The sequence below is a fragment of the Flavobacterium subsaxonicum WB 4.1-42 = DSM 21790 genome, assembly GCF_000422725.1.
Lineage (GTDB): Bacteria > Bacteroidota > Bacteroidia > Flavobacteriales > Flavobacteriaceae > Flavobacterium > Flavobacterium subsaxonicum.
Genome location: NZ_AUGP01000008.1, coordinates 1 through 15823 on the forward strand (window position 1 = coordinate 1; position 15823 = coordinate 15823).

A 15823-nucleotide genomic window follows, 5' to 3' on the forward strand; every position below is an offset into this window, starting at 1 on the left:
GTTACGGTTATGGCAAGGCGGGTTGCGCTTTCGCAAGTACCTACTATTTGTGAAGCATAGTAAGTTGCGCCATCTACAAGTGCGGTAGTCGGAGCAATGGCAGTTCCTCCCGTTGCAGTGGTATAGAAAGTAACTCCCATTTCATTAACCTGAAGATCCGCTACTGTTGGAGCGTCAGCAAGACAGAAATCCTGTGTAGCATCAGTAGTAGTTGGTGTAGCAGCGTTGCCTACTGTTACGGTTATGGCAAGTCGCACCGAACTTGAACAGCTGGTTACGGCATCTATAACGCCTACATAATAGGTTGTGCCATTTATAAGGGCTGTGGTTGCCGGCAGTAACGCGCCACCAGTTGCTGCATCATAAAATACAACACCAGTTTCGTTTACTTGCAGGTCGGCCAGTGTTGGGCTGTCTGAAAGGCAGAAATCCTGGGTTGTATCCAGCGTGGTTGGCGTTGGCGCATCGTTTATAATTACGGCTATTGCCAGGCGTGTGGCGCTTTCGCAATCGGTAACCTCATCGTATACCACCACATAATAGGTAGTGCCGGTTACCAAAGGCGTTGTAGCTGCAAGGGCTGTACCGCCTGTTGCTGCTGCATAAAAACGCACACTTGGCTCGTTTACCTGAATATCGGCAAGGGTTGGCGCATCTATAGCACAAAACTCCTGGCTGGCATCGGCGGTTGTAGCGGTTGGTAACGGGTTTATAAGGCATAGGTCGCATACCGTGCCGTTATTGTCGTAGTTATCGTTATAATAATTATCCAGCACAAAAACATCGGCAAAATAATTATTAAAGTCGCCGCCACTCATACCGGCATCGCCCGATTGCGGATCGGTATCATTGTTAAACAACCTGATGCCTTCGGCACAACACTGGCTGTTGGGCAGCACGAATGTAAAGAGCAACAGCTCCTCGCCTGCCGTAAAGTTGAGTGTAGAACCGTTAGTGGTTACGGCATGAAAATCGTTGGCCGGAGACGCCGCCGGGCCATATATCTGAGAATTATCCGTCCAGATACCGCCATTTACCGTGGTTATTACCAGCGGAACATTGGCTATTACGGCAGGTAACGCTATAGAAACCTGGCTTCCGCCCGAAACAAAAAAGCCTGTATCGGTAAAGTTAGGAAGCGCGTACACCTCATACGTACACGTAGCCGGGTTAAAGGTTACATTAAAGTTTATTTGCGGATTTACCGTACACGCCGGGTTAGACGGATTAGGGTCGCACGGGTTTAACGGGTTGGTGCCGTTAGTAACCTCTGTACCATCGTTAATGCCATCGCCATCGCTGTCCGGGTTGGTTGGGTTGGTGCCAATAGCAGCCTCCTCGGTATTATCTAAACCGTCGTTATCCTGGTCGCACGGGCCGGCCGCAGGGTTAGGGTCGCATGGGTTTAGCGGGTCGCTGCCATTGGTAACTTCGGCACCATCATTAATACCATCGCCATCGGTGTCGGGGTTAGTAGGGTCGGTACCCTGCGTTCCCTCCTGTGCGTTGGTAAGGCCATCGCCATCCTGGTCACAGGCAGGAAAGTTTACGTTAGGGCTGCACGCATCCAGCGGGTTGCTGCCGTTAGTAACTTCTGTACCATCGTTTATTCCATCGCCATCGGTATCCGGATTAGTAGGGTCTGTACCCAAAGTTGCCTCCTGGGTATTGGTCAGCCCGTCGTTATCCTGATCGCAAAGGCCTGCGGTAGCATTAGGTATGCAGGGATTGTTATCATCGGGATCGGTATCGGCAGGAACGCCGTCGCCATCATTATCAGTGTCGCAAATTCCGGGGGTTGGGTTGGGGTCGCACGGGTTCAGGGGGTCGCTGCCGTTGGTAACCTCCGTACCATCGTTTATCCCATCGCCATCGGTATCAGGATTGGTGGGGTTAGTACCAATTGCACCTTCATCGGCATTGGTAAGCCCGTCATTATCCTGGTCGCAGGTGGCAAAGTTTGGGTTGGGCACACACGGGTTGTTATCATCGGGGTCAGGGCCCTCGGCAACACCATCGCCATCATTATCTATAACACCGCAGGTAGTACCGGCATTGTTATAGTTAGTGCCGTAGTAGTCCTGCACATTAAAGGCATTGCCCACATAGTTATTAAAATCGGCACCACTCATACCGGGTGCGGTAGACTGCGGATCTGTACCGTTGTTAAACAGCCTTACGCCCGGCACACAGGTGCCCGACAGTATAAAACGGAACAGCAGCAGCTCTGTATTGGCAGTTAAATTCATATTAGAGCCGTTAGAGGCTATACTATGAAAATCGTGTGCCGCATCTGAAGATGGGGCATTTACCTGTGAGTTATCAAACCACGGGCCGCCGTTTACCGTTACTATAGAGAGGGCTGCATTAGGCACCGATGCCGGCACTACTAATGATACCTGGGTACCGCCCGCAACAAAAAAATTGTTTTGGGTAAAGGTTGGCCTGGCATATACCTCGTAGGTATTGGTAGCGGTTATATATTTTAATGTAAGGTCGATTTGCTGCGGATACAGGTATTGTGCCGACATGAGTGCCGTAAATAACAGTATCCTGAGTATAAAGTTTTTCATACGCAACTAAGTATATAATTAAATAGGATTGAGAAAATAAAATGAATTTTTACGATTGCATTTTATTGGGGTATCTGCTCGAACATACCGTTATAATTAATGAGCGTATTTTGATTTAACGGATAGGTTAGTATGATATTTAATATCAGCTGCCTGTCGTTATTGGCACCATCGTACAGCACTTTACCATCCATGTTTACATCTCCGGAAAAATATCCGGTTGTATTGGCATAGTTAAGTATCTGCGCAGTATTATCGGGGAAAGACAGTACCTGGCCGGCAGCGGTTTGCCTGTCGTTGGCGGCGCCATCATATTTTACCTGGGTATCAAAATTGGCATTACCTGTGTATAAAGCCCTTACACCGTTTACGGTAGCCATAGCTTCCTGCCCGCTGTAGCCCGGTAACGAGAATAGATCATCATTAGCAAGGGTGGTAAAATCTACCGCTACAGCACCTGCTGTTACTGCCTGTACATCTGTGGCAAGTGCGCCAAAGTGGTTTCTGTGTTTTATAGCTACATAAAAAGATGCCGGTAATCCGGGTACGTTGAGTGCACCGCCATCGGCAGCCACAATATCGCCATCCCTTTGCACAAGCGCCGATACGGTTCTTATAACCGTTTGTATGTTGGCCTGGCTCCTTATCTCTATAAAAACCCAGTCTACAATGGCATTGCCTGTACCGGCATTGGCATTTAAAACGGCCTGGGTGGTAACTTCGGTTCCGCCACCGCCCACGTGGGTAAAGCGTGCATTAAGCGCAGCACTGTAGGGCTGGTTTAGCGGTATGTTGCCCATAGTGCGCAAATCGTCGCGCATTAGGCCATCGCTTACGCCAAATAACGGACCCTGTAACAGTACTTTTAAGTTTAATGTTACTGCGCACAGTGTGTTAAGGTTTACCGTTATGGCAAGCCTTGTAGTACTCTGGCAGGTGGTAACCGGGTTTACTGCTGCTGCATAATATACTGTGCCGTTTGTTAAGGCTGTAGTTAGCGGTAAAAGGTTACCGCCGGTTGCAGCATCATAAAAAACAACGCCTGCCTCATTCACCTGGAGGTTGGCAAGCGTTGGCAAAGTAAAAGAGCAAAACTGTTGTGTGGTGTTTAATGTTGTTGGCGGTGCCACAACATCTATAGTAACATTTACGGCTACACGGGCAGATTCTTCCGGACAGCCAATTTTGGCCGCAGCCACATAAAAAGTTGTATTTGCAGTAATGGCAGGTGTTACAAACGGGCTGCCCGATGCTACTGTTGTAGCTGTGCCACCTGTTGGGGTGGTGTACCAGCGCAGCTCGTTACCTGCGCCTGTGGTTGCTGTTAACGATGCCGTAGCACCGCTACACACCACCGCATTTACAGAAGCCGGATCTATAACAGGAAGTGCCGGTGTGCGCAATGCCCCATAAAAGTATAAGTTTTGAGATACCGATGCGCCTACTAATGAAAAGAACCGAACGGTTATCCTGTCTACAGGTTCGCCCGGCGAAACGGGTATGTTGGTTATGGCATTGCCCTGCAGGTTGAGCAGATTTAACGATAGTAAGGTGGCAAGGCTCTGGTTAGAAACCTCATCGGCACCCAGGTACGATATTACCCGTATATCATTAACCACATTTAAGTCGAGTAACGTTTGTGCCAGCCGTATGCGTACCATAAACTGGTCTGTTGCGGCAGATGGGCCTTCAAAATAAACCGTTTGCTCTACAGACGACCCTACCCCTAAAAGCCCAAGGCTAAGTGTAGAAAAGTTAGTAGCATCGGTATCTATGGCATTTTGCGGGTTTAGTACACCGGCAGTACCTAATTGTAGCAGGTCAAGGCTTATGCCCGTGCCGCTAAACGATGTAAATGCCGCATTACCGCAGTTGGCAGGTGCCGAAACATAAAAAGCCTCAAAAACATCTAACCAGCGTGTATTGGCCGATAACGATATAACAGCATTTACCCTGTTAGTCAGCCTGATACTCCTGTAAGCTGATGCCGGAGTTATAGCTAAAAAATAATTACCGGTAGCATCTACAACCACCCTAAGCCGGTCTCCGGCAAAGTCGCTGGCAGTGGCAGTGTCTCCGGTTAAAACTACCGTAGCACCATTTTTTGCCTGAACGGTAAAGTTCTGGTTGCCTATTAAAAGGTTGCCTAAAAGGTCGTTTAGCAGGCCACCCAAACTACCTCCCAAAAGGGCCGATAGAAATTGCTGCTCGGCATTGAGCTTTACATACGTGGTGGTTTCTGCAGGTATAAGATCTGTAAATTGCAGCTCTAAATGCCCGGTATACGGGGCTTCTCCTAATATAACCCCTGCACTTGCGTTAATGCGGGCACGGGTGGCTAAATTTTGGTCGATTGCATTGCCCGAAGGGAAGGCGGCGGCAATGTGGTCTTCGGCAATAACCGAAGAAGCGTAAATTCTCGTTTGCGCATTTACATCGTTTTGAGATGTAAGTAGCAGCATAATAGTGAGTAAGGTGAGAATTTTGAATTTTTTAAGAGTAGTTTTTAAAGCCATATAATCTAAGTTTAATTCAACAATTACCAATAATTAAGGATTAAATTAGGAATTGTTTTAAGAAACCGTTTGCGTAATTATCATATTCATAATTCAATCGACAAAATGCACGTTTTTATCGATGAAAATTAAATACGTATTCACTTATTAAATAGCGCAGAAAAGCTATTTTTGTGCTACAATGTAAACAACTGTTATAGAGAGATGAGTTTTATAGAAGAGATAGAAAGAAGGCGCACTTTTGGTATTATATCCCACCCCGATGCTGGTAAGACTACCCTTACAGAAAAGCTATTGCTTTTTGGTGGTGCCATACAAGAGGCCGGTGCCGTTAAGAGTAATAAAATTAAAAAAGGTGCAACCAGCGACTTTATGGAAATTGAGCGCCAAAGGGGTATATCTGTTGCTACCTCTGTGCTTGCGTTTAATTATAAAGACAAAAAAATAAACATCCTGGATACACCCGGCCACAAAGATTTTGCCGAGGACACCTTTAGGACCCTTACCGCTGTAGACAGCGTTATTGTGGTTATAGACGTTGCCAAGGGTGTTGAGGAGCAAACCGAAAAACTGGTTGAGGTGTGCCGCATGCGCAGCATACCCATGATCGTGTTTATTAATAAAATGGACCGTGAGGGTAAAGATGCTTTCGACCTTATGGATGAGGTGGAGCAAAAGCTTGGCCTTAGGGTTACCCCCCTAAGCTTCCCGATAGGTATGGGTTACGATTTTCAGGGTATTTATAACATCTGGGAAAAGAACATTAATCTTTTTAGCGGAGACAGCCGTAAAGATATAGAAGAGACTATTGCTTTTAGCGATATCAATAACCCGGAACTGGACAGCATTATAGGGCCAAAACCGGCTACAAGGCTGCGCGAAGAGCTGGAACTTATAGACGAGGTATACCCGGCCTTTAACCGCCAGGAGTATTTAGATGGCCATTTGCAACCTGTATTCTTTGGTTCGGCATTAAATAACTTTGGGGTGCGCGAGCTGTTAGACTGCTTTATACAAATTGCACCATCGCCAAGGCCAAAAGACAGCGACACCCGCAACGTTAAGCCGGATGAAACTAAATTCTCTGGCTTTGTGTTTAAAATACACGCCAACATGGACCCTAAGCACCGCGACCGCCTTGCATTTATAAAAGTAGTTTCGGGCACGTTTGAGCGTAACAAGCCGTATTTGCACGTGCGTCACAACAAAAACCTTAAATTCAGCAGCCCCAATGCCTTTTTTGCCGAGAAAAAAGAGATTGTAGATATTTCTTACCCCGGCGATATTGTTGGCCTGCACGATACCGGTAACTTTAAAATTGGCGATACCCTTACAGAGGGCGAGCAAATGAGCTTTAAAGGCATACCAAGTTTTTCTCCGGAGCATTTTAGGTACATTAACAATGCCGACCCAATGAAGGCTAAGCAGCTTGAAAAAGGTGTAGACCAGCTTATGGACGAGGGTGTTGCACAGCTATTTACCCTGGAGATGAACAACCGTAAGGTTATTGGTACCGTGGGTGCCCTGCAGTACGAAGTTATACAGTACAGGCTGGAACACGAATATGGCGCAAAATGTTCGTACGAGCTTTTCCCGGCGTATAAAGCCTGCTGGGTTAAACCCGATGACCCAAAGAACGAAGAGTTTGCCGAGTTTAAGCGTATTAAGCAAAAATTTATGGCAAAAGACAAGTTTGGCCAGTTGGTATTTTTAGCCGATTCTGAATTTTCTATACAAATGACACAGTCTAAATACCCAAGTGTAAAGTTATTCTACACTTCTGAATTTGATTAAATTATAACTAAGCTTTGTGTTGCAAAATATTTATTTCTTAAATAATGCAGTAAACCTGCAGTTAATCGATATTTTGCAACACATTGCTGATTATTAATATTTTACGTATCTTTAGTATACGTATATGGCATACGTTTTGCTTATCAGGACAAGTATAAAAATAATGCAAGCATACTACTTACCTGTTAACCAAAACATTTAAGTAACACTAAGTAAGCTATTATTACTAACCGGATATTTTTCCACTACTATTATAATAGCAATGCATTTTTTTTACCAGACTATGATGATAAGAAAAAGATACATATTTGTTACCATTTTAATATTGTTGGCCTGCATAAACAGCTACAGCAATAGTTTATTACCGGATACTGCTACAACAGTACCTACAAGCCGAAGTGAGGCCCTGTTGGAAATAAGCAAAGACTATAATAAAATACTCTTGCTGGGGCTTGCCTTTAGCATCTTTACGTCTATATTTTTATTTTTCCAGGTTCGCCAAAAGCACCGTAAAGAAAAGGTGTTTGAGGCCTACTCTGCCGAGACACGCATATCTCGCAAAGTGCACGACGAAATTGCCAACGAAATCTACGGCACCATACTGTTTGTTGCTAACGAAGAGGTGGTTTCGGGCGCTAAAAAAGACAGGCTTATATCGCAATTAGACGATATTTACCTGAGAACCCGAAATATTTCCAGAGAAAGTAACGATATAGATACCGGCTTGCGCTATGCCGTGCAATTAAAACTTATGCTAAACTGCTACAGCACCGATACCGTAAACGTGATTATTAAAGGCATTGATAAGGTAGACTGGGAAAAGCTGTCTGTTGCCAAAAAAATAGCTACACACCGTGTTTTACAGGAGCTTATGACCAACATGACAAAGCACAGCGAAGCCACCGTAGTACTGGTAGATTTTAAAGAAGAAAAGAAAAAAATACAAATTACATACTCAGACAACGGGAAGGGTTTGCGTACCGAAAAAATTATTTTTAAAAATGGACTGCAAAATGTGGAAAACCGTATGGATTCTATCGATGGCAGTGTTATTTTTGATACCAAGCCAAGGGCAGGATTTCACCTTACATTAACTTACCCGGCCTACACACCATATGTTTAGAAAGATATTACTTGTAGAAGATATAGATAGCATTAGCTATGGCGTTACAGCCTTATTGCAAAGAAATTTTGATGCCGAAGTACGCAGCACCAAGTACTGCGATGAAGCGCTGTTAAAGGTTAAAAAGGCCATTTTTGAAAAACAGCCGTTTGACCTTGTTATTACCGACCTCTCTTTTCAGGAAACCCACCGGGAAACAAAAATTACAACCGGAGAAGAACTTATAGGGTTAATTAAAAAAGAACAGCCAAGGCTTAAAATTATAGCCTATTCTGTAGATGATAAGCCACACAAGGTTAAACTGCTTTTTGATACTTATAAAATTAATGGTTTTGTAGCCAAAGGCCGCGACAGCATTACGCAGCTAATTGAGGCTATAGATTTAATATACCACACAGCAGAAGTGTTTATATCGCCACAACTTGCCGGCTCTATAAAAGAGTTTTCTATAGAGATAGATGATGATGATATTGAGCTGTTACGGTGCCTTTCTATTGGCATGACACAGTCTGAAATTAGCGAGATTTTCAGGATACAGCACAAAAAAACATCGAGCACCAGTAGCATAGAAAAAAGGCTTAATAAGCTTAAAGCCTATTTTAAAGCCAACAACACTATACACCTTGTAGCTATTACTAAAGATATGGGACTAATATAAATTGAAATACGCTTAAATTTTAGTATGTAGATTTTTATATTTAACAAATGTTTAACTACTTTTTACGGAAAACCGTAAGGAACTTTGTTAACTATTTTATAAATTTGATAGGGAATTTTTAATCAAAAAATAAATAAACAGCCAAAAAACTGATTATTTTTCATCTACTACTTTGATATAGTTCTTACAAAACTGAATCAATTATTAATATATTAATTACTGTTACTTATGAAGTATATAATTGTAAAAGGTGCCAGAAGTTCCGGAAAAGCAGAGACAATTCATGAGGTTTGCAGAAGGTTAAAACCCGACGTGATCAGGAAAGTGTATTTCTCTGAATCAGGCAAGGTATCACTGGAAAAAGTTCCATCTTTATCGGAAGCTAACGATGGTACTTATGTTATTACCGTTAGAAAAAAAAATGTGCTTGTGGTGTCAGGAGCACCTACACAGCAGCGAAAAAGCATTACAGAAATAATGGAATCGGTTCAAAATTTAAACCTGAAACCCGACTTTGCTATTGTGGCTATGAGGGGGTTGGAAAAACTTAAAGATTTTGCAACTTCTAAAGAGTTGGAAAAATTTGGCAAGTGCATTTACGAAACCAAAATTTGGCGTATACCCTCTAATAAATTTAACCTTACAGATGAGTGGAACAAACGAGTCTCCTACCTCACGGCAATAACACTACACAATATATAGCTTGGCTCCTTTGGGAGCCAAGCTTGTTTTAAACGATTCTTAAAATTAAAATATTTGTTAGCGCAGTATTTTCCAAACCTGCACTGCATAAGGTGGCAGCGCAATAGAGCGGCTACCCCTTGCAAATTTAACATCTGGCTGGCCGGCAAGCAGTTTTAATACATCCAGCCTGGTTACACCATCATTATCAAACAATACCTGATGCTTATCTGCCGAAAGGTTTATCACAACCAGCACTGATCCTTTATCTGATGTTCTTGTAAAAGAAAAAACAGCATCGTTATTATTAGCTAAATTTTTATAGATGCCTGTAACAGCATCTTCGGTCGCTTTAATTTTAAACAGGGTCCTGTAAAAATTCCAAAGCGAGTTGGCGTCTTTTTGTTCCTCTTCTAAAGATATCCCATCATTAGCCTTGGCTGTACGGTTATCCCATAAAGGCGAATCTTTATACCATAGCGCCAAACCTTTACCGGAATCGGCTGCAAACCACTCGTAGGCTTCAGGTAAGGCCGTGTCTCCTTTCATACCAAGTTCCTGACCGTAGTAAACAGAAGGTATCCCCCCTATTAAAAGGTTAAGTGCGGCACCAGCCTTTAATCTATTAATGTTTGAATTATCATTAGCAAAAAGTTTAGTAGTGGTATTTTCTATAAATACAATGGGTAGCTTGCCTTCCGGCAGGTAATTAAAAGTACTATCGGCAGCAGCCACAATACTTTTTTTATTGAGAGATGCTATTGCATTTTGCAGCTTAACGGCAACCACCTTATCGGCACCAGCCTTATAATACTGACTGCCCGCTGAATTTTTATTATCGGGCTCGGCAATAATGTGTAGCGCGGGGTTTACTTTTTTCAGCTCGGCAATTATCGGAGCCCAAAAGTCTTTTAACAGGCTTACGTTTTTTAATGTACCTTCAGGCTTATCACTCATATTAGCAATTACAAAACCATCGGTACCATCGTAAAACTTGCCATCGCTGTTAGGGTCGGCCCAATATTTTAGCACCTTTACAACGCTCTCTTTTATTTTAGGATTCTTATCCTGCCCCGCTATAATTTGCAGATAGTCCAGTTCTATTTCCTGATACAGCCTCATACCACGGCGGTGCAGCTCTTGCGCTAAATTGCGGTAGTTTACAAAATTGCCATATTCTGGCGCTACCTTTTCAAATGCAGTAGCATTGGTAGATTTTTTAAGATCGGCCTGGTATATCGGCGCAAGCTGAATGGTGGTAACCCCCAAACCCTGTAAGTAATCCAGTTTTTGGCGAACCCCTTCGAGGTCGCCATTATTGTTTGCATCGCTATCAAAAAAACTGCGCTGGTAAACGTTGTAAATAACATCGGTCTGCGCAAAAGCAGTAGTAACACCAAAAAAACAAATTACAGATACAAACAATTTTTTCATAGCAACTATTTTAAAGCATAACGCAAAAAGCGCCCGCCTGTTTTACAATTTTGTTTCAAATATAAGTTATTTACTTTTTTATGAAGGTATTTTATGCCTGCCAATTGTAACTCCCTATTCTGTAGGATATTTTATAAATTATAGTATATTTACAATAAACCTAACGTTTAGCCATGGAAATAGTATTACTAATTGTGCTTATTGTTGCCTTTATAATTTCCATTAATAAGCTATCAAAAAAAATTGACCGCCTCCAGGACAGTTTTTTTGAAGTAAATCTAAAACTCGACCACTACAAAAAACTGGCTGAAAACGCCGATAAATCACCCACAACATCACCCACAACATCACCCGTTGCACCCGCACCGGCCGCTCCACCAAAACCGGTACAGCCGGTTAATCCAGTTACACCTGCAACACCAGGCGTTCCGGTACCCGACAGGCCTGGTGTACCAATGCCAGCAGCACCGGAGGTTAAAATACCCAAACCCGCCGAACCCCTGCCCCGCGTTGCCTCTATACAGGCACCGGACACGGCACCGCAGCCAAGAATTCCATTACCCCCTCAAAAATCGTGGTGGGAAAACTTTAAAGAACAAAACCCCGACCTTGAGAAGTTTATTGGCGAGAACCTGATCAACAAGATTGGGATACTTATACTGGTACTGGGCATAAGCTACTTTGTAAAATTCGCCATAGATAAAGACTGGATAAACGAGCCGGCCCGTGTGGGCATTGGCATTCTTGCCGGCGGTATTGTAATGCTGGTAGCCCATAAGCTGCGTATTAACTACAAGGCATTCAGCTCTGTACTTGTGGCGGGCGCCATATCAATATTTTACTTTACCATTACGGTGGCCTTTCATGATTATGGCCTGTTTAGCCAAACGGTAGCCTTTATTATTATGGTGGTTATTACAGGCTTTAGTGCGTTTATATCGGTTAACTATAACCGTATGGAACTCGCAGTCCTATCATTAATTGGTGGGTTTGCAGCCCCTTTTATGGTAAGCACGGGCAGTGGTAACTATGTGGTGCTGTTTACCTATATTGCTATATTAAATGTGGGCATACTGTCTATTGCCTACTATAAAAAATGGGCACTTATAAATGCTATGGCGTATGCTTTTACCGTACTGCTTTACGGTGCCTGGCTGTTTGATATAGATAGCACTATACACCCACCCTACACCGGCGCCTTAGTATTTGGTTTTGTGTTTTACCTGATATTTATTGTTATGAATATTATTAACAATATCCGCAACAGGTCGGCTTTTACCAATATGGAACTTACCATATTAGTAAGCAATACATTTTTGTTTTACGGGTCGGGCATGTTTGTACTGAATATGATACTGCCACAATACCAAGGGTTGTTTACGTTGCTATTGGGTTTATTCAACTTTTGTTTTGCCTGGCTGCTGTACAAAAAACTGGCCATGGACCAAAAAATTATCTACATACTTATTGGCCTTACGCTAACCTTTGTAACGCTAACCATTCCCATACAGTTTGAGGGCAACTACATTACCCTTTTCTGGGCCGCCGAAGCCATATTGCTAATGTGGCTGGCACAAAAATCTAAGATCCAGAATTTCAGGTTCGGGTCGGTTATCGTGCATGCACTTATGCTAATCAGCCTTATAATGGACTGGGCAAAACTGTACAACGGCAGTGTACTTTTAACCGCGGTTATTAACCCGGCATTTTTAACCGGGCTATTTGCTGTAGGATCGTGCATAGGCGTTGTATTCCTACTTAAAAAGGACATCGAGAACTACACCATTTACGGCATAGTGTTTAACACAAAAAAGTACAGCGCATTTGCGCAGGTGGTTACTATACTGTTAGCATACGTAGCAGGTGTGCTGGAACTTAACTATCAGGCGGAATATTACCTGGAGAGTAGTTATGCGGTTTATTCGCTTATACTGCTGTACCATTTGGTATTTAGTATTTTATTTATACAATTATATTGCAAAGGTAAAGATGCCAAAACTCAGGCATTTGGTTCGGTTTTAGGCATCATCAATATCGTAACATTCATACTGTTGTTTTCGCAACTTGCGTATTATGAAGTAGAAGAATATTTACTATCTCAAATAGCCTCAAAATTTGCGTATTGGCTGCATTTTGTGTTGCTGGCAGCTGTGGCATATACAGTTATATTGCTATACAAGATTAACCGAGACAAAATTACAGCGCAGCTTACAGGCAACGGCTTGCTACCCTGGGTTGGGGTTTTCCTGCTGGTTTACCTAACAAGCTCTGAACTGATGCTGCACTGGCTGGTTATCAGCCTTAATCCGCAACCCATTGTAGGCACGTATGTAACCGTAGCCGATATGGATAATATAAACGTAATGCGCAACCAGGTTATTAAAACAGGTTTCCCGGTTTTATGGGGCCTTTTAGCCTGCGGCCTGCTGCTTACAGGTATTAAAAAACAGCTTAAAAACATCCGTATTACTGCCTTGGTTTTATTGGGACTCACCATTGTAAAACTTTTTGTTTACGATATTAGGAATGCTTCCGAAACCGGAAAAATAATTGCCTTTATATTACTGGGTGTATTAATTTTAGTAATATCTTTTGTATACCAAAAGCTAAAATTACTGGTTATACAGGATAAACTTACAAACGATAGTGCTAACCAAAAAAATGCCGACAATGAAACTATTTAAATTTCTTTTACTGCTATTGGTTAGCTGTTACGGCTTTGCGCAGGAGTTTACGGTATCGGCCAAACTATCCGGAATAAAAAAAGACGGACTGCATGCTGTTGTGCTCCCGCCAGATTTTAGGGCGTGCGCCGATGCTAACCTTAACGGTATCCGCATAAAAGACAGCAAAGGCAAAGAGGTACCTTATTTTTTACAAAACGCCAATAAAAGCATTTCTAAATACAATTTTAAAGAATACGAAATTGTATCTAAAAACGTAGTTACCGATACCAGCTCTCAGGTAATCATTAAAAATACACCCGATACAAAGTGGGATCAGGTTACCCTTGCCATAGCCAATACCGATGCCTCTAAAACCTATAGCATTAGTGGCAGTTATAATAATAATCAGTGGTTTGGATTGGTAAACAACCAAATGCTGGGCGACCTTTATAGCCATACTGATACCCTTGTTTACAAAACCCTGTCTATGCCGGTTAATGCTTACAGGTACATAAAAATTAGCTTTAACGATAAAAAAACATTGCCGGTAAATATACTTGCAGCCGGTAAGGTTACCGGTAGCCAAACCACTGCCCAACTGCAGGAAGTTGCCAATACTCACGTAAAAATTACCCAGCTGATCTTAGAAAAAAGAACCCGCATAACCATTAGTTTTAATAATCCGGTTACGGTAAATAAAATTGCGTTTGCCATTAAAGGGCCCGCTTTCTATCAGCGTAATGCCACCCTATTGGTGCCACGGGTAAGAAGTAAAAGAAAAAAAACAATAACCTATATGGAAGAGGCTTACGCGTTCGACCTAAATTCTGCTTCGAAAAATGATCTCGAAAATTTAAGCCTTACCGAAGATAAAATTGTTATTGAAGTAGAAAATAAAGACAATGAACCACTGGACATAGCATTGGTAAAAGTATACCAGGCGCCTGTAAACCTTATTGGCTATTTTAAGGCTGGAGAAAACTATACAGTACTGGCAGGCAATCCTAAACTATCTGAGCCTGATTATGATATTAAGAATTTTAAAGACCGGGTTTCCGATTCTATTCCTAAAGCGGTTTTAGCTAAGGCAGTGGTGCTTTCGGCAAGGCCAAAGGGCATTAATGGCGGCAACAGCCCCTGGATTATGTGGGCCTGCATAGCTGCCGGTGCCTTAATCCTATCTTATTTTTGCTACAGTTTGGTGCAGGACCTTAACAAAAAAGAAAAACCGGGCATATAATCATCCCTCCCAACCCGGCATAATTGCTATTTTTGCTTAACTAAAACAAACTAAATGCTTATAATAGGAATTGCCGGTGGCACCGGTAGCGGTAAAACTACCGTGGTACAACAAATAATGAACGAGATTCCGCAAACGGAAGTCGGCATTATATCGCAGGATCATTATTATCGCGAAACCAGCCACCTTAGTTACGACGAGCGTGCCAAGATAAACTTCGACCACCCGCGCGCCATAGACTTTGAGCTTATGGTAACGCACCTTAAAGAGCTCAGGGCCGGCAATGCTATACCGCAGCCGGTGTATTCGTTTGTTACCCACAACCGCACTAACGATACAATAACTACCCACCCGTGCAAAGTAATGATAGTGGAAGGTATACTTATACTTGCCGATGCACAACTACGCGACCTTTTTGATATTAAAATTTATGTGCACGCCGACTCAGACGAGCGACTTATACGCCGTTTAAAGCGCGATATTGCCGAACGTGGCCGCGATATGCGGGAGGTGCTAAACCGCTACCAGACTACCCTTAAACCCATGCACGAGCAGTTTATAGAACCCACCAAGGCCTTTGCCGATATTATTATACCTAACGACCGATACAATACCGTGGCTATAGATGTGGTAAGGGCGGTAATTAATCAAAAGATATTATAAGTTTACAGTATGCAGTCGCAGTAAGCAGTTGTTGCACTCGTGTTTAAAACTTTGTGCTGTTTGTACTTTAAACACTGCTATATAATTTAAAAAATCCATTACTTTGCACCTGTAATTTAATACTATGAAACTTCGCAAAATAATGTCGCGCTACCCAGTTCTTAATTTTTTAAGCAACCGCTATGTGCTTGTTATTATTTTTGTAATAGTCTGGATGTTTTTCCTGGATAATTATTCGTACTTTGAGCATAAGGTACTGGATCAGGAAATTGATGAGCTTGAAGACAATAAGGAGTATTACATTCAGGAAATCAAGAAGGACAGCACGAGCATTAAACAGCTTAAAAATGCCGACCAGACCGAGAAATATGCCCGCGAAAAGTATTATATGAAACGCGATAACGAAGATATTTATATCATTGAATTTGAAGAAGAAAACACTGAGGTAGAAGATACCACAGCTTTATAAACACCA

At 42.6% G+C, this 15823-nt stretch carries 11 protein-coding genes; 8 read left to right on the forward strand and 3 right to left on the reverse strand.

Going from position 1 to position 15823, the window contains the following annotated elements:
* A partial coding sequence (locus G509_RS22705) for an immunoglobulin domain-containing protein (protein WP_483299124.1) occupies positions 1 to 2573 on the reverse strand: 2573 nt, incomplete at its 3' end.
* A 62-nt stretch (positions 2574 to 2635) separates the two neighbouring features.
* Positions 2636 to 5035 carry an immunoglobulin domain-containing protein gene (locus G509_RS22710; protein ID WP_131450771.1) on the reverse strand — a complete coding sequence of 800 codons (2400 nt, stop codon included), beginning with the start codon at positions 5033 to 5035 and terminating at the stop codon, positions 2636 to 2638.
* A 258-nt stretch (positions 5036 to 5293) separates the two neighbouring features.
* Between G509_RS22710 and G509_RS0102325 the strand changes: the two genes are divergently transcribed.
* The 4 genes from G509_RS0102325 (at position 5294) to G509_RS0102340 (ending at position 9366) form a co-directional block, all read left to right on the forward strand.
* The gene (locus G509_RS0102325) at positions 5294 to 6883 is read left to right on the forward strand and encodes a peptide chain release factor 3 (RefSeq protein WP_026990053.1); all 1590 of its coding nucleotides are present in this window, start codon (positions 5294 to 5296) and stop codon (positions 6881 to 6883) included.
* A gap of 283 nt (positions 6884 to 7166) precedes the next feature.
* Positions 7167 to 8006 carry a sensor histidine kinase gene (locus G509_RS21330; protein ID WP_131450772.1) on the forward strand — a complete coding sequence of 280 codons (840 nt, stop codon included), beginning with the start codon at positions 7167 to 7169 and terminating at the stop codon, positions 8004 to 8006.
* Entirely contained in the window at positions 7999 to 8664 is a 666-nt protein-coding gene (locus G509_RS0102335; RefSeq protein ID WP_026990054.1) for a DNA-binding response regulator, read from the forward strand. The genes G509_RS21330 and G509_RS0102335 overlap by 8 nt, the downstream gene beginning before the upstream one ends.
* Before the next feature lie 228 nt (positions 8665 to 8892).
* Positions 8893 to 9366 carry a hypothetical protein gene (locus tag G509_RS0102340; RefSeq protein ID WP_131450773.1) on the forward strand — a complete coding sequence of 158 codons (474 nt, stop codon included), beginning with the start codon at positions 8893 to 8895 and terminating at the stop codon, positions 9364 to 9366.
* A gap of 57 nt (positions 9367 to 9423) precedes the next feature.
* Here G509_RS0102340 and G509_RS0102345 read toward each other — a convergent pair whose 3' ends face one another.
* Positions 9424 to 10779, reverse strand: a complete 1356-nt coding sequence (locus G509_RS0102345) for an alpha-amylase family glycosyl hydrolase (protein ID WP_026990056.1) — start codon at positions 10777 to 10779, stop codon at positions 9424 to 9426.
* Positions 10780 to 10952: 173 nt separating this feature from the next.
* Between G509_RS0102345 and G509_RS0102350 the strand changes: the two genes are divergently transcribed.
* From G509_RS0102350 to G509_RS0102370, 4 genes are all read left to right on the forward strand, one after another.
* Positions 10953 to 13463 (forward strand): DUF2339 domain-containing protein, encoded by a 2511-nt coding sequence (locus tag G509_RS0102350; protein WP_026990057.1) that lies wholly within the window; start codon positions 10953 to 10955, stop codon positions 13461 to 13463.
* A complete protein-coding gene (locus tag G509_RS0102355) occupies positions 13450 to 14685 on the forward strand; it encodes a discoidin/SUN/FTP domain-containing protein (protein WP_026990058.1) in 1236 nt (411 codons plus the stop codon). The genes G509_RS0102350 and G509_RS0102355 overlap by 14 nt, the downstream gene beginning before the upstream one ends.
* A gap of 54 nt (positions 14686 to 14739) precedes the next feature.
* Positions 14740 to 15348, forward strand: coding sequence for a uridine kinase (gene udk, locus G509_RS0102360; protein WP_026990059.1), 609 nt, complete (start codon positions 14740 to 14742; stop codon positions 15346 to 15348).
* Between the two features lie 124 nt (positions 15349 to 15472).
* Positions 15473 to 15817 (forward strand): FtsB family cell division protein, encoded by a 345-nt coding sequence (locus G509_RS0102370; RefSeq protein WP_051199908.1) that lies wholly within the window; start codon positions 15473 to 15475, stop codon positions 15815 to 15817.
* Positions 15818 to 15823 lie beyond the last annotated feature (6 nt).

Coding starts and splice junctions, on each gene's coding strand:
- G509_RS0102335 (WP_026990054.1), top strand. CDS start 7,999: ATGTTTAGAAAGATATTACTTGTAGAAGATATAGATAGCATTAGCTAT.
- G509_RS0102340 (WP_131450773.1), top strand. CDS start 8,893: ATGAAGTATATAATTGTAAAAGGTGCCAGAAGTTCCGGAAAAGCAGAG.
- G509_RS22710 (WP_131450771.1), bottom strand. CDS start 5,035: ATGCTGCTACTTACATCTCAAAACGATGTAAATGCGCAAACGAGAATT.
- G509_RS0102350 (WP_026990057.1), top strand. CDS start 10,953: ATGGAAATAGTATTACTAATTGTGCTTATTGTTGCCTTTATAATTTCC.
- udk (WP_026990059.1), top strand. CDS start 14,740: ATGCTTATAATAGGAATTGCCGGTGGCACCGGTAGCGGTAAAACTACC.
- G509_RS0102370 (WP_051199908.1), top strand. CDS start 15,473: ATGAAACTTCGCAAAATAATGTCGCGCTACCCAGTTCTTAATTTTTTA.
- G509_RS21330 (WP_131450772.1), top strand. CDS start 7,167: ATGATGATAAGAAAAAGATACATATTTGTTACCATTTTAATATTGTTG.
- G509_RS0102345 (WP_026990056.1), bottom strand. CDS start 10,779: ATGAAAAAATTGTTTGTATCTGTAATTTGTTTTTTTGGTGTTACTACT.
- G509_RS0102355 (WP_026990058.1), top strand. CDS start 13,450: ATGAAACTATTTAAATTTCTTTTACTGCTATTGGTTAGCTGTTACGGC.
- G509_RS0102325 (WP_026990053.1), top strand. CDS start 5,294: ATGAGTTTTATAGAAGAGATAGAAAGAAGGCGCACTTTTGGTATTATA.